Consider the following 21,418-nt stretch of genomic DNA (forward strand, 5'->3'; position numbering starts at 1 on the left):
ATGTCGATACGGGATGAACGAAAACAGCAAAGTCGTCAGGCACTTCTCGATGCAGCCTTGCATCTGAGCACGTCTGGGCGTTCGTTCAGTAGTATCAGTTTGCGTGAAGTTGCACGTGAAGTGGGTTTAGTGCCAACAGCGTTCTATCGTCATTTTCAAGACATGGATGAACTCGGGAAAGAGTTGGTTGACCAAGTTGCCCTACATTTAAAAAGCGTTTTACATCAACTCGGCCAGAGTTATTTACAGCACAAGTCTGCAAAAACCCAAACCAGTATTGAGCTATTTGTGCAGGCAGTGAATCATAGCCCTAAACAGTGGCAATTTATGATTGCTGAACGTTGGGGTGGTTCAGAAACGGTCCGTGCAGCCATTGCTAGAGAAATTGAATTTTTGATTGAAGATCTCACAACAGATCTGACTAAACTCGAAAATTTTAAACATATTCAAAATCCTCAAGACTTAAATGTCTTATCTACCATTTTGACCAATATGTCATTTACATGGGCAATGACGTGGCTCAACCTCGCCAAACAATATCAAGGTGAGCAACTTAAACAGCAACAAACTGCATTTATTGAAAATGCGTCTACACAAGTTCGCTTACTGTTTAGAGGCATTGCTAACTGGGAACGGTAAAACTGGCAAATGACAAAAAACAGGTTATGTGTTAATACGTAAAGAGTGAAAGAAAAAGGCGAAAATTTCGAGAAAAGTCTTTTTCTTTTTACAGGAAGTAAACTATTCGTTAGGCCAAACTGGTGTGGGAATACCTATGAATCTTGATCGTCATACACAGTTTTTGATGCGCAAAGAAAAAATTCTAAGCGTTGCAGAAAAATTGTTACTAGAAAACAATCAGGAAATTACTCTAGATGAATTAGTGGCCGAGCTAGATATTGCAAAAGGTACGCTTTATAAGCACTTTAGAAGTAAAAATGAACTTCTGCTTGAATTGATTATTCAAAATGAAAAACAAATTTTAGAAATTTCTCAAAAATATAATACTGATTTTAAAGAGTATGCACCACGGTACATGCTCCACCATTTGCTCACACCGGGAAAAACGATTTTATTGCATCAACTTGAAGAAAATCTGACGATGACAGAGTCTAAGTTGAAGCATCTTTTTGAAGAGCTTTATGAAGTTCGTCAACAACGTATTCTAGCGATTAAAGACATTACAGAAAGTTATTTAAAATCATTAAATTATGATATGTCGATTCGTGACTATTTATCTTATATCTGGTCACTCACTTACGGTGCATCGTTGCTTTTAAACTCAACTTATTATCAGCGCTCGATTGGTTCTCGCCAAAAATTAATTAATTTATATATTAACCAAGCCTTATCACTACCTACCCAAACCACCAATTTTGATGCGCTAAATTTTCAGATAGAAGACGAGAATTCTCAAAATTAATTGAATTATTTCGTGATTATGAAATAAATTTTATAAAAAAGGGCTTCATAAGAAGCCCTTTTTAAAGCAATAAACTTTTATTTTGCCTTACGTTCTTTTTCAATTAAGTAATTAAGGACTTGGGTAACTTTACCATCTTCACCCTGTACAACATATTTACCATTAACGACAACTGCTGGAACACCTGTTAATTGGTACTGTTGAGCAAGTTTATTTGACTCGGCAACTTTTGCAGTTACAGCAAATGAGTTGTAAGTGCTATTAAATTTTTGTTCAGGCACACCGTAACGAGTAAAGAATTTAGCCGCAGAAGCCTGGTCAAAAATCTGCTGACCATTCACTTGAATTGCATGGAATAATGGTAAATGCGTGCGCTTACGTACACCTAATGCCTCAGATGTATAGTAAGTACGTGCCCCTTGTTCCCATACTTTGTTCATGGCTGCTGGCGTACGCACAAAACGTACATCACTCGGAATTTGTTTTAACCACGTTTGCATATGTGGTTCAAGTTTAAAACAGTGCGGACAGCCATACCAAAAGAACTCACGAACTTCGATTTTCCCCGGTACTTCCACTTTGCCTGGATTGGCGATTACGGTGTAGTCTTTACCAGCAACAAAATCTGCTGCCATTGCACTACCCGATACGGCCATAATTGCTGCACTCAAACCACCCAAAACCAATTTTTTCATTGTTACAGCTTTTCCTCTAAGTTGTTATGCATTAGCTTATGCCCTAAATATAAAACAAATATGCTAAATTCGTTTTGCTTCTGTGAAGTTTTTTATTGGGTTTATCGCTTTTTTCCCAATAATCGCTACACTAACGGCGAACTACATCAAAAAGATAACCCAAGTTTAGAGGTGACACCATGTCGCAATTGAATGTTGATTTACAAGAAATCGCAAAATTTGAAGCACTTGCTGCCAAATGGTGGGATCAACATTCTGAATTTCGCCCACTTCATCAAATCAATCCTTTACGCTTGAACTGGATTGATGAACGTGCAGGTGGCCTTGCCGGTAAAAAAGTACTTGATGTCGGCTGTGGCGGCGGTATTTTGGCTGAAAGCATGGCACGTCGTGGAGCAGATGTACTGGGCATTGATATGGGTGAAGCACCTTTAGCCGTAGGTCGTTTGCATGCTCAACAAGAAAATGTTCAAAATATTGAATATCGTCAAATTCCAGTTGAAGAGTTGGCGCAAGAACAAGCAGGCCAATATGATGTGGTCACTTGTATGGAAATGATGGAACATGTTCCAGACCCGGCATCCATTGTGAAAGCATGTCAGACTTTGGTTAAACCAGGTGGCCATGTGTTCTTCTCGACCATCAACCGTAACCCGAAATCTTATTTATTCGCCATTATTGGTGCTGAATATGTGCTGCGCATGCTGCCAAAAGGTACGCATGATTATCACAAGTTTATTCGCCCATCTGAAATGGCACATGACATTCGTAATGCAGGCTTAACTTTAAAAGAAATGACAGGCTTGCACTACAACCCAATTACGAAGCGTTATTGGTTAGCACCAAATGTTGATGTTAACTATATGGTTCACACAATAAAGACAGGTGCATGATGAAAGCTGTTTTATTTGATTTAGACGGCACTCTCATCGATACGGCTGCCGACTTTATTCGTATTATTCAACAAATGTGCCGTGATGCAAGACGCCCTGTTGTAGAAGCCGATCTTATTCGTACACAAGTGTCTGAAGGTGCCCGTGCCATGGTCAAATTGGTCTACCCAGAGCTGGATGTGACCAATCCAATTTTCTTGGCACATCGACAAAATTTTTTAGATTTGTATGGCAATAATATAGTTGTCGATACTGACCTGTTTGAAGGAATGTATCCACTTTTAGAAGAGTTAGAAGCTCAGCGAATTCCGTGGGGTATTGTCACCAATAAACCACGTGGTTTAAGTGAATCTCTTCTAGAAAAGTTAAACCTGACAGAACGCTGTGCGGTTTTGGTATGTCCGGAAGATGTTTCTAAAACCAAGCCAGACCCGGAACCTATGTATTTGGCTGCAAAGCAGTTAAATATCCCGGCAAATGAAATCATTTATGTGGGGGATCACCCACGTGATATCGATGCTGGCCGCAATGCTGATATGTATACCATCTTGGCAGCTTATGGCTATTTACCTGTCGAACATCGGGATGATTTAAACGCTTGGCAAGCCGATTCGATTGTAAATACGGTGACAGAATTACACGAGTTGTTACGTCAAAAGCTTCCTGCTCTACAGGAAAATCAGCGTATGATAAGTTAACACAAGAGTTTTATAAGCTTTTTTAACGGTTACTTATATCAATATAAAAAGAAGGAGGTTTACCAATGAAATATTCAGAATATCAACCTCGTCCGGATCTACTCAAAGATCGAATTATTTTAATCACTGGTGCCGGTGATGGAATTGGGCGAGCTGCGGCCCTCAGTTATGCTTTACATGGTGCAACTGTCGTCTTGCATGGTAGAACCTTAAATAAACTTGAAGTAATTTATGATGAAATTGAAGGTTTAGGCGCACCTCAGCCTGCTATTTTACCCCTCCAGCTTTCGAGTGCTTCCGATCGCGATTATGACTTTTTAGTAAGTACGCTAGAAAAACAATTTGGTCGTCTGGATGGCATTTTGCACAATGCGGGTATTTTGGGTGAGCGGGTAGAACTTGCACATTATCCAGCAGAAGTATGGGATGATGTGATGGCCGTCAATTTACGTGCACCTTTTGCTTTAACCCAAGCTTTATTACCGCTATTACAAAAGTCAGAAAACGCTTCTGTCGTATTTACCAGCTCAGGTGTAGGCCGTGAGGCACGCGCGCTCTGGGGGGCATATTCTGTCTCGAAAGTCGCGATAGAAGCGGTGAGCAAGATTTTTGCGGCTGAGCATACTTATCCAAATATTCGCTTTAATTGTATTAACCCAGGGGCTACACGTACTGCCATGCGTGCTAAAGCTTATCCTGAAGAAGATCCGAAAACATTACCAACACCGGAGTCCATCATGCCGGCTTATCTTTATTTAATGGGTGAAGATAGCTTAACGCTCAATGGACAAAGTATTGATGCACAGGATTAAATAATTACAGATGAAAAGCTAAAATAATTTATAGCCGATCATCACATCTGGCTTGGCTATACCTGAAAAGATATATACAAGCCTTTTTTATTATTGAGAAAAACGCTGGATTTATCCGTAATTTTAATTGAAGCATTAAATGATCTTCACAGTTTCTCTGCATTTTGCGCGTACAGTATTCAACATGAGAGACATCAGATGTAAACGAGGATGCATCATGAAAAAGTTGTTCACCATCTTAGCCCTTTGCATCACTGTACTGACCACCAGTATGGCAAGCTTTGCTGATCCTCCTTTTGACCGAGGACATGGCCCGAAAGGTCCTAAAGGCGGACCTCGTGGTGAATGGAATGATCGTGGGCATAAATTTGACCGTGACGATAATGGTGATCGTGTTCGCGATGAACGCCGTATGCGTGAGGAACGTGGCTTTGAGCGTCTGAAACAACATCGTTGGCAGCCAGGTTATGTGATGCCACAGCACTATCGTGGTAATGGTTATAAAGTCGACTATAAAGACAATAACTTACCTAAACCCGATCGTAACCAGCAGTGGTACAAAATTAACAATGACTATATTTTAGTCGACACGGACTCTAACAGTATTGTGAGTATTCGCGGTTTCTAAGATAGATAGCTCCTCACTATCGCTTAGTAGGAAAGGATGAAGCTGATCGGCTTTATCCTTTTTTTATTTTTATATCAACATGATATAGAAATTTAAATCTTCTAAATTTCTTCTTATTTCATAGAAAATTTTCACATTTATTATTCTTCGCCTTCACGATTTATCTGTAATTTTTCACTAATCTTCAATTATCGAAATTTAATAGATCATTCGAGGTTTACGATGAAAAAGATAACAACAGCAATTGTTCTTTCAATGAGTGGTTTAATCGCAACAACAGCAATGGCTGCGCCTCACGACCATTATCACCACCAAGGATATGAGACAAAAACCGTTAAAGTCATTCATAAAGATGACCATGCGAATATCTGGCGTACAGGCCAAGTCGTACCGCATCAATACCAACATCCACGTTATGTCATTGACTACCGCTCACACCAGAAATTGACTAAGCCAGGTCGTTATCAAAAATGGTATAAGGTGAACGGAAATTATGTACTCGTAAATGAGCAAAGCCATAAAATTATTAAAGTAATTCGTTAAGTTCATAAAACATCTAACACCCAAATCTAATTTGGGTGTTTTTTTATCTAAAACATGCGGCTTTAATCTTTTTTGTTTAGAATCCTCTTTATATCTTTTTGCTGTTGATTCGAGATCGGTATGCCAACTAAGTCTTTAGAGAAATCACATAATAATACCCAGCATTATGTACATTGGTTCCGACATTCAGCACCCTACATCAATGCGCATCGTGATAAAACTTTTGTTTTAATGTTTGGCGGTGAAGCAGTCCGCGATCCTAATTTCGAACATATTATTCACGATATTGCCTTATTACATTCTCTTGGCATCCGCTTAATCTTAGTGCATGGCGCACGTCCACAAATTAATCACAACCTTAAAGAAAAAGGGATTGAAACCCCTTTTTATGATAACTGCCGTATTACTACACGCGAATCTTTAAGCTGTATCATGAGTGCTGTAGGATCTATTCGATTAGAAATCGAAGCATTGTTATCTATGGGTTTAGCCAACTCTCCAATGTATGGCGCTCGAATAGATGTCGTATCAGGTAATTTTGTAACCGCTAAACCTTATGGTATTCGTGAAGGAATGGATTTTCAGCTTACAGGCGAAGTTCGTTCAATAGATACTGACGCGATTGAACGTCATCTTGATAACAATAATATTGTTTTACTTGGCCCAACGGGCTATTCAACCACAGGTGAAGTATTTAATTTAAGAGCTGAAGAAGTTGCAACCAAAACTGCGACTTATTTAAAGGCAGATAAATTAATCTTTTTAGGTGAGCAACAAGGTTTACCTAACGAAGATGGGCAATTACTGCGTGAATTAAGCCCACACCAGCTTGATTACTATATTCAACAATACCAAACCACACACCCAACTCTAACCCTACATTTGCAAGAAGCAAAAAAAGCATCTTTATCGGGTGTACATCGTGTCCATCTAATTTCTTATTCTTATGATGGCGCGCTTATTGAAGAACTCTTTACGCGTGATGGTGTGGGTACCATGATTACCGATGCGCATTATGAAGAAGTTCGTATGGCGCATATTCAAGATGTCGGCGGATTAATGAACCTTTTACGCCCATTAGAAGAAGAAGGCATTTTGGTGTATCGCTCACGTGAGCGTTTAGAACAAGAAATTAACCAGTTCGCTGTCATTGAACGAGATGGTATGATTTTGGCCTGCGCTGCCCTTTATCCGATTCCGACTGAGTTTAATGAAACACGTTCAGCAGAAATTGCTTGTGTGGCAGTACACCCGAGCTATCGTAAATCAAACCGTGGCAGCCAAATTCTGCAATTTCTCGAAGAAAAGGCCAAACAACAAGGTATTCGTCAATTGTTCGTTTTAACCACCCGTACCGCGCACTGGTTCTTAGAACACGGTTTCCATCAGGTGAGTGTGGATGACTTACCAAATGCCCGTCAGGCACTTTATAACTATCAAAGAAATTCTTTAGTCTTTAAAAAATTGCTTCCCTAGACTATGCATTTTTTAAGATATTCTTATTTCAGATAAGCTTAGTCTAAAAAGTACAACCATAAAGGTAATTAATGTATGGTTGTACTTTTTTTAAATCTTTAAATTTTGCTATTTTAATAATTTTTATTTTATTTACATATACTTAAATATCTTTTTATAAATATTATTCTGTTCAATAAATCATTTTTTTGCATAAGTTTATCGCCGAAAGTTTTTAGCTTTTTTTTGCATAAATAAAGACTGAATATTTATTTTTTACGAAATAAAAATCCCTTTAGGGTATCTGCTCATCCAATTATTTTTCTTTTTCTCTTTCGGGGAGCACGAAACCACATGGCACTTTTTAATTCCACTTCATGGGCAAAATATTCAGTCATTGCTGCCAGCCTTACGGGAGTGATGATGCTAGGTGGTTGTGACAAAAAAGAGGAGCACACCACGACAACTTTAAATATCGGCTATCAAAAATATGGCATCCTTCCTATTCTAAAAGCACGTGGTGACTTGGAAAAAGCACTCAAAGATCAAGGCGTACAAGTGAAATGGGTCGAGTTTCCTGCGGGACCTCAATTACTTGAAGGCCTAAATGTAGGAAGTGTTTCGTTAGGCGAAGCAGGTGAAGCACCACCTATTTTTGCTCAAGCAGCCAATCCAAATTTAGTCTATGTCGCAAATCAACCTGCTGCACCAAAAGCAGAAGCGTTATTGGTACAAAAAGATTCTCCAATCCAGTCTATTAAAGACTTAAAAGGAAAACGTGTCGCACTGAATAAAGGTTCGAATGTTCACTACCTTTTATTAAAAGTCTTAGAAGCAAATCACTTGAGCTTAAGTGATATTCAACCTGTTTATTTACCACCATCAGATGCGCGTGCAGCCTTTGAAAAAGGAGCTGTCGACGCATGGGTGATTTGGGATCCGTTCTTTGCAGCAGCTGAGCATCAAATTCAGGCGCGCGTTCTGGCAACAGGTGAAAACTTGGTAAGCAATCATCAGTTCTACTTAGCTGATCGTAAATTTGCAGAAAATAATCCAAAAGTTCTGAACACGGTTGTACAAACGCTAAACCAGACAACTGAATGGGTCAGCACACACCAAGATGAGGCTGCCAAGCTACTCGAAAAACCTACGGCACTTGAGTTTGATGTACTTAAAACATCCATTTCACGTATGGGTTTTGGAGTTCAGCCAATATCTGACAAGGTAGCTCAAGAACAACAATATGTAGCTGATGCCTTCTACGCGCAAAAGCTCATTCCCAACAAGCTCACCATTCAAGAAGCCATTTTAAAACTGAAATAAACCCAGCTTGGGCACAGCTTAAATAACGATATAAATGCTGTGCCTTGTGTTAAGGGAACAAGGATATCAATATGCAACATCAGTCATTATTTAATAAGAGTCAGTGGACCCAATTAGTTAAGCGCTTTAGCGCGGTCGCTGTATTAGGTTTAACAATCGCAGCACCTGCTTGGGCAATTGACCCAACAGTGAAAGAACTTCGTATTGGTTTTCAAAAAAGTTCGATTAACTTCGCGATTGCCAAACAGCAAAAACTATTTGAACAAGAATTTCCAAATGCCAAAATCACTTGGAATGAGTTCCCCGCTGGCCCTCAAATTTTAGAAGCCTTAGCTGTTGGCTCACTCGATGTTGGCGTTACTGGAGACACACCCCCGGTCTACGCTCAAGCCGCTGGCAAGCCTTTATATTACATTGCTTATGAAGCAGCCAAACCATTGGCCTCAGCAATTTTAGTTCCCAAAAACTCACAACTAAAACAGCTTAAGGATCTAAAAGGTAAACGTATTGCGCTACAGAAAGGTTCTAGCTCACATTACCTACTTGTACAGGCCGTACGTAAAGCAGGCTTAAAATGGAGCGACATTACCCCAATTTGGCTCACACCTGCCGATGCTCGCGCTGCATTCCAAAAGGGTGCTGTTGATGCATGGGCAATATGGGATCCGTACTACGCTTCAGCACAACTAGAAGACCAAGCTCGTGTTCTTGCATCTGGTAAAGGCCTAAGCCCGAACTATACCTTTTACTTAGCCGCTCCAAATTTTGTTAAGCAATATCCAAAAGCTGTTCCAGGACTCATCAAACAGATCAATCAAGCTGACAAATGGGTTCAAAGCCATCAAGCAGAAACTGCAAGTGCGATTGGCCAAAGTACAGGCCTAAAACCTGCGACCAGTGACTTATTTATTAAACGCCGTCCACGTCCATCATCGGCAGCTCCACTTAACAGCAAAGTCATTGCTGAACAACAGCAGCTTGCAGACATCTTTACTCAACAAGGCATCATCCCTAAACCAATCAGCATTAAACAAGCTGTTTGGGGTGCCAAGTAATTTCAATAGATATATAGGTAATGCACATGAAAATTTTCTGGTTTATTCCTACCCACGGTGATAGTCGCTATTTAGGTACAAGTAAAGGCGCTCGTCAGGTTGACCATGCCTATATGAAGCAAATTGCTGGGGCAGTAGATAACTTGGGTTACGAAGGTGTACTTATTCCAACGGGCCGTTCATGTGAAGACCCATGGATTACGGCGGCAAGCCTAATCGATGCAACTCAACACCTTAAGTTTTTAGTTGCGTTACGTCCGGGGGTAACAACACCAGCGTTGGCAGCTCGTATGGCTGCAACATTTGACCGCTTGTCGAATGGTCGTGTTCTACTCAACTTAGTGACTGGTGGTGATGAAGCAGAACTACGTGGTGATGGTTTATATGAAGATCACTCAACGCGTTATCAAACAGCCAATGAATACGTAAAAATCTGGCGTGAAATTTTGACACGCTCACATACGGGTGAAGCTTTTACATTCCACGGTGAACGCTTACAAGTAGATGATGCAAAACTACTTTACCCACCTGTACAAAAGCCTTATCCACCACTTTGGTTCGGCGGTTCTTCAGATGTCGCTGTTGAACTCGCGGCTGAGCAAGTTGACACCTACCTGACTTGGGGTGAACCACCAGCAGCCGTGAAAGAAAAGATCGAACATGTCCGTGCCAAAGCTGAGGCTAAGGGCCGTAAATTAACTTATGGCATTCGTTTGCATGTCATTGTTCGTGAAACCAATGAACAAGCATGGGCAGCAGCTAACGAGCTTATCCAATATCTGGATGATGCAACTATTGCTGCAGCACAGAAAAAATTTGCACAAATGGACTCAGTGGGTCAGCAACGTATGGCTGCTCTACACGGCGGTAATCGAGACAAACTTGAAGTATCTCCAAATCTTTGGGCAGGTATCGGTCTAGTCCGCGGTGGTGCAGGTACAGCACTTGTCGGTGATCCTGAAACCGTTGCTGCACGTATTCAGGAATATGCAGATTTAGGTATCGATACCTTTATTTTCTCAGGCTATCCACACCTTGAAGAGTCAATCCGTTTTGCAGAGTTAGTATTCCCATTATTACCAATCGAGACCCGAGCTAAACTTACTCAACCAAACTTAACCGGTCCATTCGGTGAAATCATTGCCAACAACTATGTTCCAGACGAGAAGAAACAAAATAGTTCCGTCAAGGAGCCTGCATGAGCAAAGATATAAATATTGTTTCACGTGGAACGAAGCAAGTCGGGCAGCGTCTGCTGCCTTGGATTTTTCCGATTGTTCTATTGGTTGTTTGGCAAATTGCGTCAAGTTCAGGCCTTTTAGAAAATCGTATTCTGCCGGCTCCTACGGCTGTCGTTTCTGCTTTTTGGCATCTACTCATTAGCGGCGAGCTTTGGCAGCACGTTAAAGTCAGTGCAGGACGGGCCTTACTCGGATTATTTATTGGTGGTGGTTTAGGTTTGTTATTGGGTCTGCTCAATGGGTCTTCGCGTTTCGCCTCTACCCTGCTCGATACAACCTTGCAAATGATTCGTAACATCCCAGCATTAGCACTTATTCCACTGGTTATCTTGTGGTTCGGTATTGATGAAACAGCCAAATTATTTTTGGTGGCGGTCGGAGTCTTTTTCCCTATTTATATCAACACCTATCACGGTATCCGTTCAGTCGATCCACAATTAATTGAGATGGGTAAAAGCTATGGTCTTTCACGTTGGCAGCTTTACAAAGAAATTATTCTACCGGGTGCGATGCCCTCTATTTTAGTTGGTTTACGTTTTGCTTTAGGTCTGGTTTGGGTGTTGCTCATTGTAGCTGAGACTATTTCAGCACAAGCAGGTATTGGCTATATGACTATGAATGCACGAGAATTTTTGCAAACAGATGTGGTTCTGGTCGGTATTCTTCTTTATGCCCTATTAGGCAAATTAGCCGATGTTCTAGCGCAACTTTTGGAACGTTATTTACTACGCTGGCATGCCGGTTATCAAAAATAAAGGAGCTTAGAATATGACAAATCTGAATTTAAATATTAATCAGAATGACGTAGAGCTCATTCCAGAAAACCATTCAGAGTCACAAGAACCTGTGGTAGGCGCAGAGATTCTGATTGAACAGCTTTATAAGTTTTATAGTGAAGTTAAAGTTCTTGAAGATCTTAACCTTCATATTCAACCGGGCGAATTTTTAGCTATTGTTGGTCGTAGTGGCTGCGGTAAAAGTACTTTATTGCGCTTAATTGCCCAACTTGAAAAAGCCAGTTTTGGAGAAATCAAATTTAAATCTGCCCGACATTTGCGTGAAGGTATTACTAACGATGACATACGGGTTATGTTTCAAGACCCACGGTTACTGCCTTGGAGAAATATTCTTCAGAACGTTCAACTTGGGCTACCAAAATCGCAACATGCTTTGGCAGAAGAATTATTAGAGAAAGTAGGTTTAAAAGAAAAAGCGGGACAATGGCCTTCACAGCTCTCTGGTGGACAACGACAACGTACCGCCCTAGCCCGTGCGTTATCTCATACTCCCCGTATTTTATTGTTAGATGAACCTTTGGGTGCATTAGACGCGTTAACTCGTCTTGAGATGCAAAGTTTGATTGAACGTTTATGGAAAGAGCAAGGTTTTACTGCCATTTTAGTTACACACGATGTAAGTGAAGCAGTGCAACTGGCTGACCGCATTATATTGTTAGATAAAGGTCAGATTGCTCAAAGTTTTCAAGTTAATTTGCCGCGTCCACGGAAAAAGAGCATTACTTTTGCTCAGCTTGAACAACAAGTACTCGATGCCGTTTTAGCCACTTAAGGTTGAGATGAGTAATGAGAACCATTCAACCGAAAAATGCCCAATTAACGAGCAATAAAACTGATGATTTATTGCTCTTTTTTAGGGCGAAGATTAAAAAATATTTTTAAGAATAACAATAAACTAGTGAATCTCTCTATTTTTTGCACAATAGTATATCTATTGCTCAAATAACTATCCGTTTTTTCACTAAAAAAGTGAGACACCTGTGCACAAATCAAACGATTTACCTTACAATGGGAACACTATCTTTTTAATTTATGCAGCAAATGGAACAAAAGAAGAGTACCCAAAAGCGCAATCAGCTTCTTGCTGCCGCCCTTGATGTGTTTTCACTATATGGGTTCAGTGGCGCAAGTCTGGATGAAATTGCCCAACTCGCTGACATGCATAAGTCGAATATTTTCTATTACTATGAAAATAAAGAGTCTTTATATGTGGAAGTGCTGACCACAGTTTTACAAAAATGGCTAGCTCCCTTACAAACCTTAGAAGCTGAGTTAGAACCAGCCGAAGCCTTGTCTCATTATTTAATTCAAAAAATCGAACTTTCTCGTAGCCAACCAAAAGCTTCGCGACTATTTGCTTTAGAAATTATTCAAGGGGCACCGCATATTTTGCCTATACTGAAAGGGCCCTTGAAAAAGCTATTTAAGCGCAAAGCTAAGGTCATTCAAACTTGGCAAGAGCAAGGAAAAATTTCACCAGATATCGACCCGGAACTTTTAATTCTCAATATTTGGGGTCTTACGCAAAACTATGCCGATTTTGCGACTCAAATGGAAATGGTAACCGGGAAAACGCTTCGTAACCGCAGTATGTTCCAGCGCTCGATTGAGCATACGGTACATATGATGCTCTACGGCGTATTACCTCGCTAAAATAAAAAAGATCGGCAAATTTGCCGATCTTTTTTTAGAAATGATTTTGATAAAGTGCTAAAAGCTTTTGTGCACCCAATAATAAGTTTTCTTCCCAATCCAAATGGGCCGTATCATCTGCCCCATCAGTAATATATTTCACCGAAATTAAACGTACACCTAACTTGTGGCAAACTTTTGCTAACGCATAGCCTTCCATATCGACCACATCACAAGCGACCTTCGGCTGACCCGTTTCAAATGAGTCCCCTGTCCCACAAATTCCTTTTGGTAAATCCGCAAAATGCGTTTGGAGATGAATTTCAGCCGCCAAGTGGTCATCTAACGGCGTTACCCCAACTTCAAATCCTAAAGGTGAAACGTCCATATCACGTTGTACAAAAGTTTTTATTTCTACTAAATCGTGCCGATTAAAAGATGAACTTCCTGCTGTACCTAAGTTAATTAAAGTTTTACAGCCTGTTTTTTGAATAACTTCAAACGCTTTAAAAGCAGCGTTGATCTTACCAATACCACTGTAATGGACTTCGATACCTGCTTGCTCGAATAAACCTTTAGACTCGTTGGGAAGTGCCATAATTAAAGCGGTATCTGTGTTCATTCAAAAAGCTCAAATCAGAATTAACAAAATTAGAAAGTAAGTATAAATCAGGTGCAAAAGCTTTTTGCACCTTTTCACCTTTACTGCATTCTTTGTTGTAAAGCCACTAAACATGGAGAGAAGAATAGCTTGCCACTGTATGCTCCGGCTAAGGTTTTCTTCATTACCACGCTCCACATCACTAATAATAAAATACTGAATGCCACAGCGACGTATTGTAAAAATACAACTTCAATCTGATGACCTAAATTAAATAAAGCCAAAATAAACACACCAAATGGGAAGGTTAAACCCCACCAACCCAAGTTAAACGGAATACCTGTCTTTGCATGACGAAGTGTTGTTAAAATCGCAAGGCCAAGCCACCATAACCCAAAGCCTAAAAGTACCAGACTACCCACAACGCCCAAGGCTTGAAATACATGGGCCAACTCAGGAAAGCCAACATTTACAAATACTCTTTGTGCCTGCTCACCTAGCAACAATAGACCTAAAGCACCTGTCCCAATCGGACCTAAAGAAAGCCAGCTAGAAATCGCGACTTCTTTTTCTGGTAACTGATGCAAAGCCATACGCAACATTAAAATCGTTAAAATGGCAAATGCAGGTAAAACAGAGATTCCCCAAAGTACGTAACCCGCTAACAATAAATGAAAGCTATGCACATCTGCTGGTAAATGTGCAACCAACATGCCCGCAGAACTTGCTGCGACTTCACATGCAACCACCGGTAAAAGCCAAATTGCAGTCATGGTATGTAGTTGATGATTCTGACGGCTAAACATACAAAATGGTACGATCCACGCAATAGCCAGTGCTAAAAAGACGTCGATATACCATAAAGCTTGGGCGATATGAACTGCCACTTCGCCGTAAAGCCCGATTCCGAAGCTTAAAAAGCCATTTAGTATGGTTGCAAGCCCCATCGGTATAGCACCTAAAAACAAGCTCATATTTGGATGATTAAATATTTGCTTCGCTTCATGCGAGAAAAGTAACCACCGCAATAAATAGAGAACTGAAAAAACACTAAATAGAACAATATTAAATTGCCATAACAGCGTAGCCAGCATAAATAAAAATGATTTGGCAAATGGAAGCTGAATTAAAATCATACTGACCACGCCAGTACCCATAGTTGCTGTAAACCAATTTGGGGTAAAATGCCGTATAACATCTTTACTTTGATTTAATTGGTAAAAGGGTCTTTTCATCTTAAGTCTCTAATCAAAGAGTGGATGAGGCTATAGTAGGATAAACCAATAATAAGAAAAATTGATTTATTTTTATTTAATTCATCAATTTTTTAGATATAAAAAGTATTCGTATTGAAAAATACCTGAGTAAAAACACAACAACAAGACGAATCTGTGAGATTATGGCAATATATAGCCCTTGCAAAAATAGCCATATTTTAAGTTCATGAAACTGCTTCGTCTTAATGCGTTATCGCCCAATTTCCAGTTACCACAAACAGCGGTAACTATTGGTAATTTTGATGGTGTCCATTTAGGTCACCAAGCGATGATTGCTCAACTCAAAAAAATTGCTGCAGCACAAGGCTTAAAAACATTGGTCATGATTTTTGAGCCCCAACCGCTTGAGTTCTTTAAAGGCTATGATGCCCCACCTCGTATTAATTCATTACGGGAAAAAGTTGAATATCTAGCTGAACTTGGGGTGGATTACATCGCGGTTGCCAAGTTTGACCAGCATTTCCGTAGCATGAGTGCTTCTGAGTTTGCAGATTTATTAAAAGACAAATTAAATGCTCAAGCTTTGGTTTTAGGAGATGACTTTCATTTCGGCAAAGACCGTCAAGGCAATAGCGAATTTTTAAAGAATTACGGCTTTCAAGTCACAAATTTACATACGATTGAACTCGAAGGTGAACGCGTCAGTTCAACCCGTATTCGCCAAGTGCTTCAAGTGGGTAATCTCGCTTTAGCAGCTAAATTATTAGGCCGTCCGTACAGTATTACCGGTCGTGTTCAATATGGCGACCAAATTGGACGAACTTTAGATTTCCCAACGATTAATGTTCGTCTCAACCGTCATAAGCCTTGTTTAAATGGTATTTATGGCGTTGAAGTCATTTGCGAAACAACTTCGCTAACTCAAAAAGTGCTTCAGGATAATCCTGAAAAGCCAGGAATTGCCGGATATCATGAAAACAGCCTCTATGGTGCAGGTCATGTCGGTACTCGTCCAGCCATTCAGCAAGAACATCCAGAGTGGAGATTAGAAGTACATTTCCCTGATGTTTCTGCTAATCTGTATGGCTTATTTATGCGGGTGACTTTTCTTCACTATCTTCATGGTGAATTGAACTACCCTTCGCTTGAAGCACTTAAGGCAGGAATTGATAATGACGTGCAGCAATTACGACAATATCGTAACGACACGACACAATTTCCTTTTTAATTCGAATTTTGATTGTAAAACATGTCGGCTCCCAAGCTGATTAAACTGGAAGACAACTTGCATGAGCGATAAGCAAACTACTGAAAATGCAGTGGACTACAAAGCCACGCTAAACCTGCCGGATACTCAATTTGCAATGAAAGCAAATTTGGCAGTACGTGAAGTGAAATGGTTAGAAGAGTGGTATACCGACAACATTTATCAGCAGATTCGTGCATCGCGTATTGGCAAGAAAAAATATATTTTGCATGATGGCCCTCCATATGCGAACGGTACAATTCACTTGGGCCATGCGGTTAACAAAGTACTTAAGGACATCATCGTAAAAAGCCGTACTTTGGCAGGTTTCGATGCGCCATATGTACCAGGTTGGGACTGTCACGGTTTGCCAATCGAACTAAAAGTTGAAGAAAAAGTAGGTAAAGTGGGTGAAAAAGTTGATGCAGCCACTTTCCGTAAACACTGCCGTGAATATGCGCTAAAGCAAATTGATTTACAGCGTACTGACTTTAAACGTCTTGGTATTTTAGGTGACTGGGATAATCCTTACCTCACCATGAACTACAAACAAGAAGCCGATATCGTTCGTGCTTTAGGTTTAATCCAAAAAAATGGCCATATCCAGCCGGGCTTAAAGCCAGTGAACTGGTGTATGGACTGTGGCTCAGCACTTGCTGAAGCTGAAGTTGAATACGAAGATAAAAAATCAGACGCAATTGACGTTGGTTTTGGCGTTGTAGATTTAAAAGACTTAAGTGCTCGTGTAAATGTAGACGTTCAAGATCCAACGGATATCGTGATCTGGACCACTACACCTTGGACGTTACCAGCGAACCAAGCAGTTGCATTGCATGCCGAAATTGAATATCAATTGGTACAAGTGACTACTGAACGTGGTAAGCAAAACTTTATTCTTGCTAAAGACTTAGTTGCTTCTGCAATCGAGCGTTACAAGCTTGAAAATCCAGTTATTTTAGCTGACTTTACTGGTTCAGCTCTTGAAAATCTTACCCTACAACACCCTTTACTTACCGATCGCCAAGTTCCGGTAATTTTAGGTGAACACGTTATCGCAACAAGCGGTACAGGTGCTGTACACACTGCTCCTGGCCACGGTGCAGATGACTATAAAGTAGGTCTTCAATACAACCTTAAAGTTGAAAACCCAGTGGGTGGTAACGGTGTTTACTTACCAACCGCACCAATCTTTGCTGGCGAGCACATCTATAAAGCCAATCCAAAGATTATTGAAGCTTTAGGTGCTGTAGGCCGCTTATGGGCTCATCAACCGATTAAACACAGCTACCCACACTGCTGGCGTCATAAGACTCCGATTATTTTCCGTGCTACACCACAATGGTTTATCAGCATGGATCAAAAAGGTTTACGTGACGGTGCGCTTAATGCCATTGAAAACGATATCGAGTTTGTACCGAACTGGGGTAAAAACCGTATTGAATCAATGATCGAAGGCCGTCCGGACTGGTGTATCTCACGTCAACGTACTTGGGGTGTACCAATTCCTTTCTTCGTTCATAAAGATACGAACGAATTGCACCCTCGTACGCCTGAGCTCATCGAAGAAGTTGCCAAACTTATCGAGAAAGAAGGTATTGATGCATGGTTTAACCGTGATGCGAAAGACTTCATTGGTGAAGATGCTGAACAGTACAATGCTGTTCGCGATACGCTTGATGTATGGTTTGACTCAGGTACAACGCATTATGCTGTACTTGAGCAACGTGAAGAATTAGAAAGCCCTGCTGACTTATATTTAGAAGGTTCAGACCAACACCGTGGCTGGTTCCAATCTTCTTTATTAACGTCTATGGCGATTCATAACCGCGCGCCATACAAAGCCTTGTTAACACATGGTTTCACAGTGGATGAAAATGGCCGCAAATTGTCGAAATCTTTAGGCAACTATATTCCGCTTGAAGAAATCATCAAACAACTTGGTGCTGACGGTTTACGTTTATATGTAGCATCTAGCGACTATCGCTATGAAATTGCAGCATCGAAAGAAATCTTTAGCCGTGTAAGTGATAGCTACCGTCGTATTCGTAATACGCTACGCTTCTTACTTGCAAACTTAAATGGTTTCAAACCAAGTACTGATGCTCTGGCAGTAGATGATCTTATTGCTCTTGATCAATACATCTTGCAACGTGCTAATGAAGTACAACAGACCATTATCGCGGCCTATGAAGAAATGAACTTCCACGTCGTGTGTAGTGCGTTAACAAGCTTCTGTATTAATGACTTAGGTGGTTTCTATCTAGACATCATCAAAGACCGTCAATACACCACTAAGGCTGACTCACAAGCACGTCGTTCCGCACAAACAGCGCTTTACCATATCGTACAAGCATTTGTTCGCTGGATGAGCCCGATTCTAAGCTTCACAGCTCAAGAAGCGTGGCCACTTATTCCTGAACAAACTGAGAAGTATGTATTTACAGCTGAATGGTATGACTTACCTGTTTCATCAAAAGCAAACTTGCTTTCTGAAGCAGACTGGCAAACATTGATTAGCGTAAAATCTGCAGTAAATAAACAGATTGAAGCAGCTCGTAACGCTAAACTTGTCGGTAGTAATCTTTCAGCCAAAGTTGAACTTTGGGCAAATGAATCATTACAAACAGTTTTAAACCAACTGGCTGATGAACTCCGTTTTGTTCTTATTACTTCACAAGTAGTAGTACATCCATTTGCTGAACATGGTGAAGCAACTGAAATGGAAGGCTTACGTGTACAAGTATCTGCAGCTGAAGGTGAAAAATGTGCACGTTGCTGGCATGTCCTTCCGGATGTAAATACACATGCCGATCATCCTGGTTTATGTGGTCGTTGTATTGTGAACGTCACTGGTCGTGGCGAAGTGAGAAAATATGCCTAATTCACAAGCTAAAAAAGGCTTATTCCAGTTTTATCCTCACAACCTCATTTGGCTTGGACTTTCTGTCCTTGCCATTGTGTTGGATCAATGGACAAAATGGATTGCAAGTACACATCTGAACTACGCAGATCCTGTACCTGTGCTTCCATTTTTAAACTGGACACTATTACATAACTATGGTGCAGCTTTTAGCTTTTTATCTGATGCTGGAGGATGGCAACGCTATTTCTTCACATCTTTGGCAGGCTTAGTTTCAATACTTTTTGTATTTTGGTTGCTACGTATGCCTAAAAAAATGGTGGTGCTACCTGTAGCTATCGCTTTAATTTTAGGTGGAGCACTTGGTAATCTAATTGACCGTATTACTTTAGGGTATGTGGTCGATTTTATTCATGTTTATTACCAAAATCATCACTTTCCAGCTTTTAATATTGCGGACAGTGCCATTACTCTAGGTACCATTTTGCTACTCATCGATACATTCTTCCTTGAGAAGCAAAGACCTAAAAATTCGGATGCATAATATGACCGAAATTATTCAACCTAATGAAGAAATTCGTATTACTGACGGTTCTAAAGTTGACCTACACTTTTCTGTTGCTATTGAAAATGGTGTAGAAATTGACAATACACGTAGCCGTGAAGAACCTGTTAGCTTAACTATTGGCGACGGTAACTTGTTACCAGGCTTTGAGAAAGCGCTTCTTGGCTTACGTGCAGGCGATCGACGTACAGTACATCTACCACCAGAAGATGCTTTTGGTCCGTGGAATCCTGAAAATATACAAACTTTTGATACGGTTAAATTCGAACAACGGCCTATTCCTGGTCATATGATCGAGTTTGAAGATAAAGCAAAAGCAACTTTATTTGGTGTTGTGAAGTCAGTAAATGATGATATTACTGAAATTGATTTCAACCATCCTCTAGCCGGCAAAAATATTACTTTTGAAGTAGAAATATTTAAAGTGACTCCAGCTGGTCAGCAAGGCATTAAGATCATGTAAAAAAAGCCCTCGATTGAGGGCTTTTTTATGTTTCAATTTTTATTAGTGACATAAGAATCCTTACAAATTCTATATTCTCACGCACCTATATAATGAATTAAGTTATAAAGATAAAAATCCTTAGGAAAAACATATGCTGGTCTATATTATCGTCGGAAGTGTTCGCGAAGGGCGCACAGCTATTAAAATTGCCAATTGGTTAGAAACAACAATACCCTCATTTAATCTAAAAGATTTTCAAACAGAAGTAATTGATTTAAAAGAATGGAATCTACCCTTATTTTCAGGTTCTCACCCACCTGCTACAGGTATTTATGATCAACCTAAACAACAAGAATGGGCTGATAAAATTGCCCAAGCTGATGCATTTATCTTTATTAGCCCAGAATACAACCACGGTTACAGCCCAGCTTTAAAAAATGCACTGGACTATGTTGGTAAGGAATGGAGCGGTAAACCAGCCGCATTTATAGGTTATGGCTCAACAAATGGTTCTCGTTCTATTAGCCAAATACGCCAAGTCACTTCAAGTTTAAGTATTGTTGACCCAAATGCTGTGATCGAAATACGAGATATCTTCAAACGCAATAAAGATGAAAAATTTGAAGCCAATGAATTTGAATTAAAAGGGCTTCAATCAATTGTTGAGAAACTACAGAAATATCATTTGTCTTAAATTGAACAAAAAGCCTCTTTTTCAAATAAAAGGGGCTTTTTAATTTTATAAACTTTTTAAATAATTCACTATATCAGTATTACCCGCCATTTCTGCAAGCTGTAGTGCTGTATATTCACTTTTATAAGTGACATGCGCTCCTTTTTCAACTAATAGCTTCACTATCTCTAAATGATCATTCTCAGCCGCTGCTTGCAAAGCACTATACCCTTCATTATCAGTCTGATTAGGATCTTCTCCATCTATTAATAATTGTTTTACTTGCTCTAGATCACCTAAAGATGCCCAATAAATCAGTTCTGGAAGAGAGAGTTCTTCATCGTCTTCAGGTATGGGAGAGAAAGAATTAATTTTCACGGGGACACCAAAAATAAAAAACTTCCTCATTATATCCATAGAATCGAGCAAGCATCCAAAAATGATTTGTAGCTCTATATTTAAATAATTCTTTTCTGATTGATTTCTTGCTATAAAAAAACACCCCAACCTCTTTTGAGATTGGGGTGTTTAGAATAATGAGCTGGCGATGACTTACTCTCACATGGGTAATCCCACACTACCATCAGCGCTAAGAGGTTTCACTTCTGAGTTCGGG

The 21,418-nt window shown here is 40.1% G+C and carries 23 protein-coding genes; 19 read left to right on the plus strand and 4 right to left on the minus strand.

Translation table 11 applies throughout. The annotated features are described in order from the left end of the window. Both NQ782_RS15135 and NQ782_RS15140 read left to right on the plus strand, forming a co-directional pair. Nucleotides 1-639 (plus strand): TetR family transcriptional regulator, encoded by a 639-nt coding sequence (locus NQ782_RS15135; protein WP_000027529.1) that lies wholly within the window; start codon nt 1-3, stop codon nt 637-639. Between the two features lie 136 nt (nt 640-775). Continuing rightward, complete coding sequence (locus NQ782_RS15140) at nt 776-1,423, plus strand: TetR/AcrR family transcriptional regulator (protein ID WP_001047027.1); 648 nt, start codon at nt 776-778, stop codon at nt 1,421-1,423. Nucleotides 1,424-1,500: 77 nt separating this feature from the next. On the opposite strand, the gene NQ782_RS15145 is transcribed toward NQ782_RS15140, so the two are convergent. After that, a complete protein-coding gene (locus NQ782_RS15145; protein ID WP_000737567.1) occupies nt 1,501-2,118 on the minus strand; it encodes a thiol:disulfide interchange protein DsbA/DsbL in 618 nt (205 codons plus the stop codon). Between the two features lie 179 nt (nt 2,119-2,297). Here NQ782_RS15145 and ubiG point away from each other — a divergent pair, with 179 nt between their 5' ends. The 12 genes from ubiG (at nt 2,298) to NQ782_RS15205 (ending at nt 13,216) form a co-directional block, all read left to right on the plus strand. Beyond that, nucleotides 2,298-3,011 carry a bifunctional 2-polyprenyl-6-hydroxyphenol methylase/3-demethylubiquinol 3-O-methyltransferase UbiG gene (gene ubiG, locus NQ782_RS15150; RefSeq protein WP_000080757.1) on the plus strand — a complete coding sequence of 238 codons (714 nt, stop codon included), beginning with the start codon at nt 2,298-2,300 and terminating at the stop codon, nt 3,009-3,011. Further along, nucleotides 3,008-3,709 carry an HAD family hydrolase gene (locus NQ782_RS15155; protein WP_000973876.1) on the plus strand — a complete coding sequence of 234 codons (702 nt, stop codon included), beginning with the start codon at nt 3,008-3,010 and terminating at the stop codon, nt 3,707-3,709. Before ubiG ends, NQ782_RS15155 begins: the two co-directional genes overlap by 4 nt. Nucleotides 3,710-3,774: 65 nt before the next feature. Continuing rightward, nucleotides 3,775-4,521: a YciK family oxidoreductase gene (locus tag NQ782_RS15160; protein WP_000877608.1), complete on the plus strand. Its 747-nt coding sequence runs from the start codon at nt 3,775-3,777 to the stop codon at nt 4,519-4,521. 217 nt (nt 4,522-4,738) lie between these two features. Further along, nucleotides 4,739-5,149: an RcnB family protein gene (locus NQ782_RS15165; protein WP_000732887.1), complete on the plus strand. Its 411-nt coding sequence runs from the start codon at nt 4,739-4,741 to the stop codon at nt 5,147-5,149. Between the two features lie 222 nt (nt 5,150-5,371). Beyond that, nucleotides 5,372-5,692: an RcnB family protein gene (locus NQ782_RS15170; protein WP_017897150.1), complete on the plus strand. Its 321-nt coding sequence runs from the start codon at nt 5,372-5,374 to the stop codon at nt 5,690-5,692. Between the two features lie 120 nt (nt 5,693-5,812). Then, nucleotides 5,813-7,168, plus strand: coding sequence for an amino-acid N-acetyltransferase (gene argA, locus NQ782_RS15175; protein WP_057093643.1), 1,356 nt, complete (start codon nt 5,813-5,815; stop codon nt 7,166-7,168). Between the two features lie 333 nt (nt 7,169-7,501). Beyond that, complete coding sequence (locus NQ782_RS15180; RefSeq protein WP_057093727.1) at nt 7,502-8,470, plus strand: sulfonate ABC transporter substrate-binding protein; 969 nt, start codon at nt 7,502-7,504, stop codon at nt 8,468-8,470. Nucleotides 8,471-8,541: 71 nt separating this feature from the next. Then, nucleotides 8,542-9,525, plus strand: a complete 984-nt coding sequence (locus NQ782_RS15185) for a sulfonate ABC transporter substrate-binding protein (RefSeq protein WP_001164677.1) — start codon at nt 8,542-8,544, stop codon at nt 9,523-9,525. A 26-nt stretch (nt 9,526-9,551) separates the two neighbouring features. Then, nucleotides 9,552-10,727, plus strand: coding sequence for an FMNH2-dependent alkanesulfonate monooxygenase (gene ssuD / locus NQ782_RS15190; RefSeq protein ID WP_057093725.1), 1,176 nt, complete (start codon nt 9,552-9,554; stop codon nt 10,725-10,727). Further along, a complete protein-coding gene (gene ssuC, locus NQ782_RS15195; protein ID WP_000031022.1) occupies nt 10,724-11,521 on the plus strand; it encodes an aliphatic sulfonate ABC transporter permease SsuC in 798 nt (265 codons plus the stop codon). The genes ssuD and ssuC overlap by 4 nt, the downstream gene beginning before the upstream one ends. A gap of 13 nt (nt 11,522-11,534) precedes the next feature. Continuing rightward, nucleotides 11,535-12,335 carry an ABC transporter ATP-binding protein gene (locus NQ782_RS15200; protein ID WP_057093723.1) on the plus strand — a complete coding sequence of 267 codons (801 nt, stop codon included), beginning with the start codon at nt 11,535-11,537 and terminating at the stop codon, nt 12,333-12,335. Between the two features lie 260 nt (nt 12,336-12,595). Further along, complete coding sequence (locus tag NQ782_RS15205) at nt 12,596-13,216, plus strand: TetR/AcrR family transcriptional regulator (RefSeq protein ID WP_001186827.1); 621 nt, start codon at nt 12,596-12,598, stop codon at nt 13,214-13,216. Nucleotides 13,217-13,250: 34 nt separating this feature from the next. Here the strand turns inward: NQ782_RS15205 and NQ782_RS15210 are convergent, their stop codons facing one another. Both NQ782_RS15210 and NQ782_RS15215 read right to left on the minus strand, forming a co-directional pair. Further along, nucleotides 13,251-13,817: a 5'-nucleosidase gene (locus tag NQ782_RS15210; protein WP_001090743.1), complete on the minus strand. Its 567-nt coding sequence runs from the start codon at nt 13,815-13,817 to the stop codon at nt 13,251-13,253. Between the two features lie 80 nt (nt 13,818-13,897). Next, the gene (locus NQ782_RS15215) at nt 13,898-15,031 is read right to left on the minus strand and encodes a TDT family transporter (protein ID WP_000828380.1); all 1,134 of its coding nucleotides are present in this window, start codon (nt 15,029-15,031) and stop codon (nt 13,898-13,900) included. 208 nt (nt 15,032-15,239) lie between these two features. Here NQ782_RS15215 and ribF point away from each other — a divergent pair, with 208 nt between their 5' ends. The 5 genes from ribF (at nt 15,240) to NQ782_RS15240 (ending at nt 20,823) form a co-directional block, all read left to right on the plus strand. Continuing rightward, complete coding sequence (gene ribF / locus NQ782_RS15220; RefSeq protein WP_000771825.1) at nt 15,240-16,241, plus strand: bifunctional riboflavin kinase/FAD synthetase; 1,002 nt, start codon at nt 15,240-15,242, stop codon at nt 16,239-16,241. A 61-nt stretch (nt 16,242-16,302) separates the two neighbouring features. Then, complete coding sequence (gene ileS, locus NQ782_RS15225) at nt 16,303-19,140, plus strand: isoleucine--tRNA ligase (protein WP_024438286.1); 2,838 nt, start codon at nt 16,303-16,305, stop codon at nt 19,138-19,140. Beyond that, on the plus strand, nt 19,133-19,663 hold the full coding sequence (gene lspA, locus NQ782_RS15230; RefSeq protein WP_001133879.1) for a signal peptidase II: 531 nt from the start codon (nt 19,133-19,135) through the stop codon (nt 19,661-19,663). The genes ileS and lspA overlap by 8 nt, the downstream gene beginning before the upstream one ends. Nucleotide 19,664: 1 nt before the next feature. Then, nucleotides 19,665-20,147: a peptidylprolyl isomerase gene (locus NQ782_RS15235; protein ID WP_000136002.1), complete on the plus strand. Its 483-nt coding sequence runs from the start codon at nt 19,665-19,667 to the stop codon at nt 20,145-20,147. 133 nt (nt 20,148-20,280) lie between these two features. After that, a complete protein-coding gene (locus NQ782_RS15240) occupies nt 20,281-20,823 on the plus strand; it encodes an NADPH-dependent FMN reductase (RefSeq protein ID WP_009519270.1) in 543 nt (180 codons plus the stop codon). Between the two features lie 45 nt (nt 20,824-20,868). On the opposite strand, the gene NQ782_RS15245 is transcribed toward NQ782_RS15240, so the two are convergent. Next, the gene (locus NQ782_RS15245) at nt 20,869-21,219 is read right to left on the minus strand and encodes an ankyrin repeat domain-containing protein (RefSeq protein WP_038347126.1); all 351 of its coding nucleotides are present in this window, start codon (nt 21,217-21,219) and stop codon (nt 20,869-20,871) included. Nucleotides 21,220-21,418 lie beyond the last annotated feature (199 nt).

It is taken from the genome of Acinetobacter sp. BD54, from assembly GCF_044778325.1.
GTDB lineage: Bacteria > Pseudomonadota > Gammaproteobacteria > Pseudomonadales > Moraxellaceae > Acinetobacter > Acinetobacter baumannii.

Bases quoted from the DNA above. Each gene is read 5' to 3' on its own strand.
- NQ782_RS15205 (WP_001186827.1), top strand. From the start codon at position 12,596: ATGCAGCAAATGGAACAAAAGAAGAGTACCCAAAAGCGCAATCAGCTT.
- argA (WP_057093643.1), top strand. From the start codon at position 5,813: ATGCCAACTAAGTCTTTAGAGAAATCACATAATAATACCCAGCATTAT.
- NQ782_RS15210 (WP_001090743.1), bottom strand. From the start codon at position 13,817: ATGAACACAGATACCGCTTTAATTATGGCACTTCCCAACGAGTCTAAA.
- NQ782_RS15200 (WP_057093723.1), top strand. From the start codon at position 11,535: ATGACAAATCTGAATTTAAATATTAATCAGAATGACGTAGAGCTCATT.
- NQ782_RS15140 (WP_001047027.1), top strand. From the start codon at position 776: ATGAATCTTGATCGTCATACACAGTTTTTGATGCGCAAAGAAAAAATT.
- NQ782_RS15185 (WP_001164677.1), top strand. From the start codon at position 8,542: ATGCAACATCAGTCATTATTTAATAAGAGTCAGTGGACCCAATTAGTT.
- lspA (WP_001133879.1), top strand. From the start codon at position 19,133: ATGCCTAATTCACAAGCTAAAAAAGGCTTATTCCAGTTTTATCCTCAC.
- NQ782_RS15215 (WP_000828380.1), bottom strand. From the start codon at position 15,031: ATGAAAAGACCCTTTTACCAATTAAATCAAAGTAAAGATGTTATACGG.
- NQ782_RS15245 (WP_038347126.1), bottom strand. From the start codon at position 21,219: ATGGATATAATGAGGAAGTTTTTTATTTTTGGTGTCCCCGTGAAAATT.
- ileS (WP_024438286.1), top strand. From the start codon at position 16,303: ATGAGCGATAAGCAAACTACTGAAAATGCAGTGGACTACAAAGCCACG.
- NQ782_RS15170 (WP_017897150.1), top strand. From the start codon at position 5,372: ATGAAAAAGATAACAACAGCAATTGTTCTTTCAATGAGTGGTTTAATC.
- NQ782_RS15155 (WP_000973876.1), top strand. From the start codon at position 3,008: ATGATGAAAGCTGTTTTATTTGATTTAGACGGCACTCTCATCGATACG.
- NQ782_RS15240 (WP_009519270.1), top strand. From the start codon at position 20,281: ATGCTGGTCTATATTATCGTCGGAAGTGTTCGCGAAGGGCGCACAGCT.
- NQ782_RS15235 (WP_000136002.1), top strand. From the start codon at position 19,665: ATGACCGAAATTATTCAACCTAATGAAGAAATTCGTATTACTGACGGT.
- ubiG (WP_000080757.1), top strand. From the start codon at position 2,298: ATGTCGCAATTGAATGTTGATTTACAAGAAATCGCAAAATTTGAAGCA.
- NQ782_RS15145 (WP_000737567.1), bottom strand. From the start codon at position 2,118: ATGAAAAAATTGGTTTTGGGTGGTTTGAGTGCAGCAATTATGGCCGTA.
- NQ782_RS15160 (WP_000877608.1), top strand. From the start codon at position 3,775: ATGAAATATTCAGAATATCAACCTCGTCCGGATCTACTCAAAGATCGA.
- NQ782_RS15180 (WP_057093727.1), top strand. From the start codon at position 7,502: ATGGCACTTTTTAATTCCACTTCATGGGCAAAATATTCAGTCATTGCT.
- NQ782_RS15165 (WP_000732887.1), top strand. From the start codon at position 4,739: ATGAAAAAGTTGTTCACCATCTTAGCCCTTTGCATCACTGTACTGACC.
- ssuC (WP_000031022.1), top strand. From the start codon at position 10,724: ATGAGCAAAGATATAAATATTGTTTCACGTGGAACGAAGCAAGTCGGG.
- ssuD (WP_057093725.1), top strand. From the start codon at position 9,552: ATGAAAATTTTCTGGTTTATTCCTACCCACGGTGATAGTCGCTATTTA.
- ribF (WP_000771825.1), top strand. From the start codon at position 15,240: ATGAAACTGCTTCGTCTTAATGCGTTATCGCCCAATTTCCAGTTACCA.
- NQ782_RS15135 (WP_000027529.1), top strand. From the start codon at position 1: ATGTCGATACGGGATGAACGAAAACAGCAAAGTCGTCAGGCACTTCTC.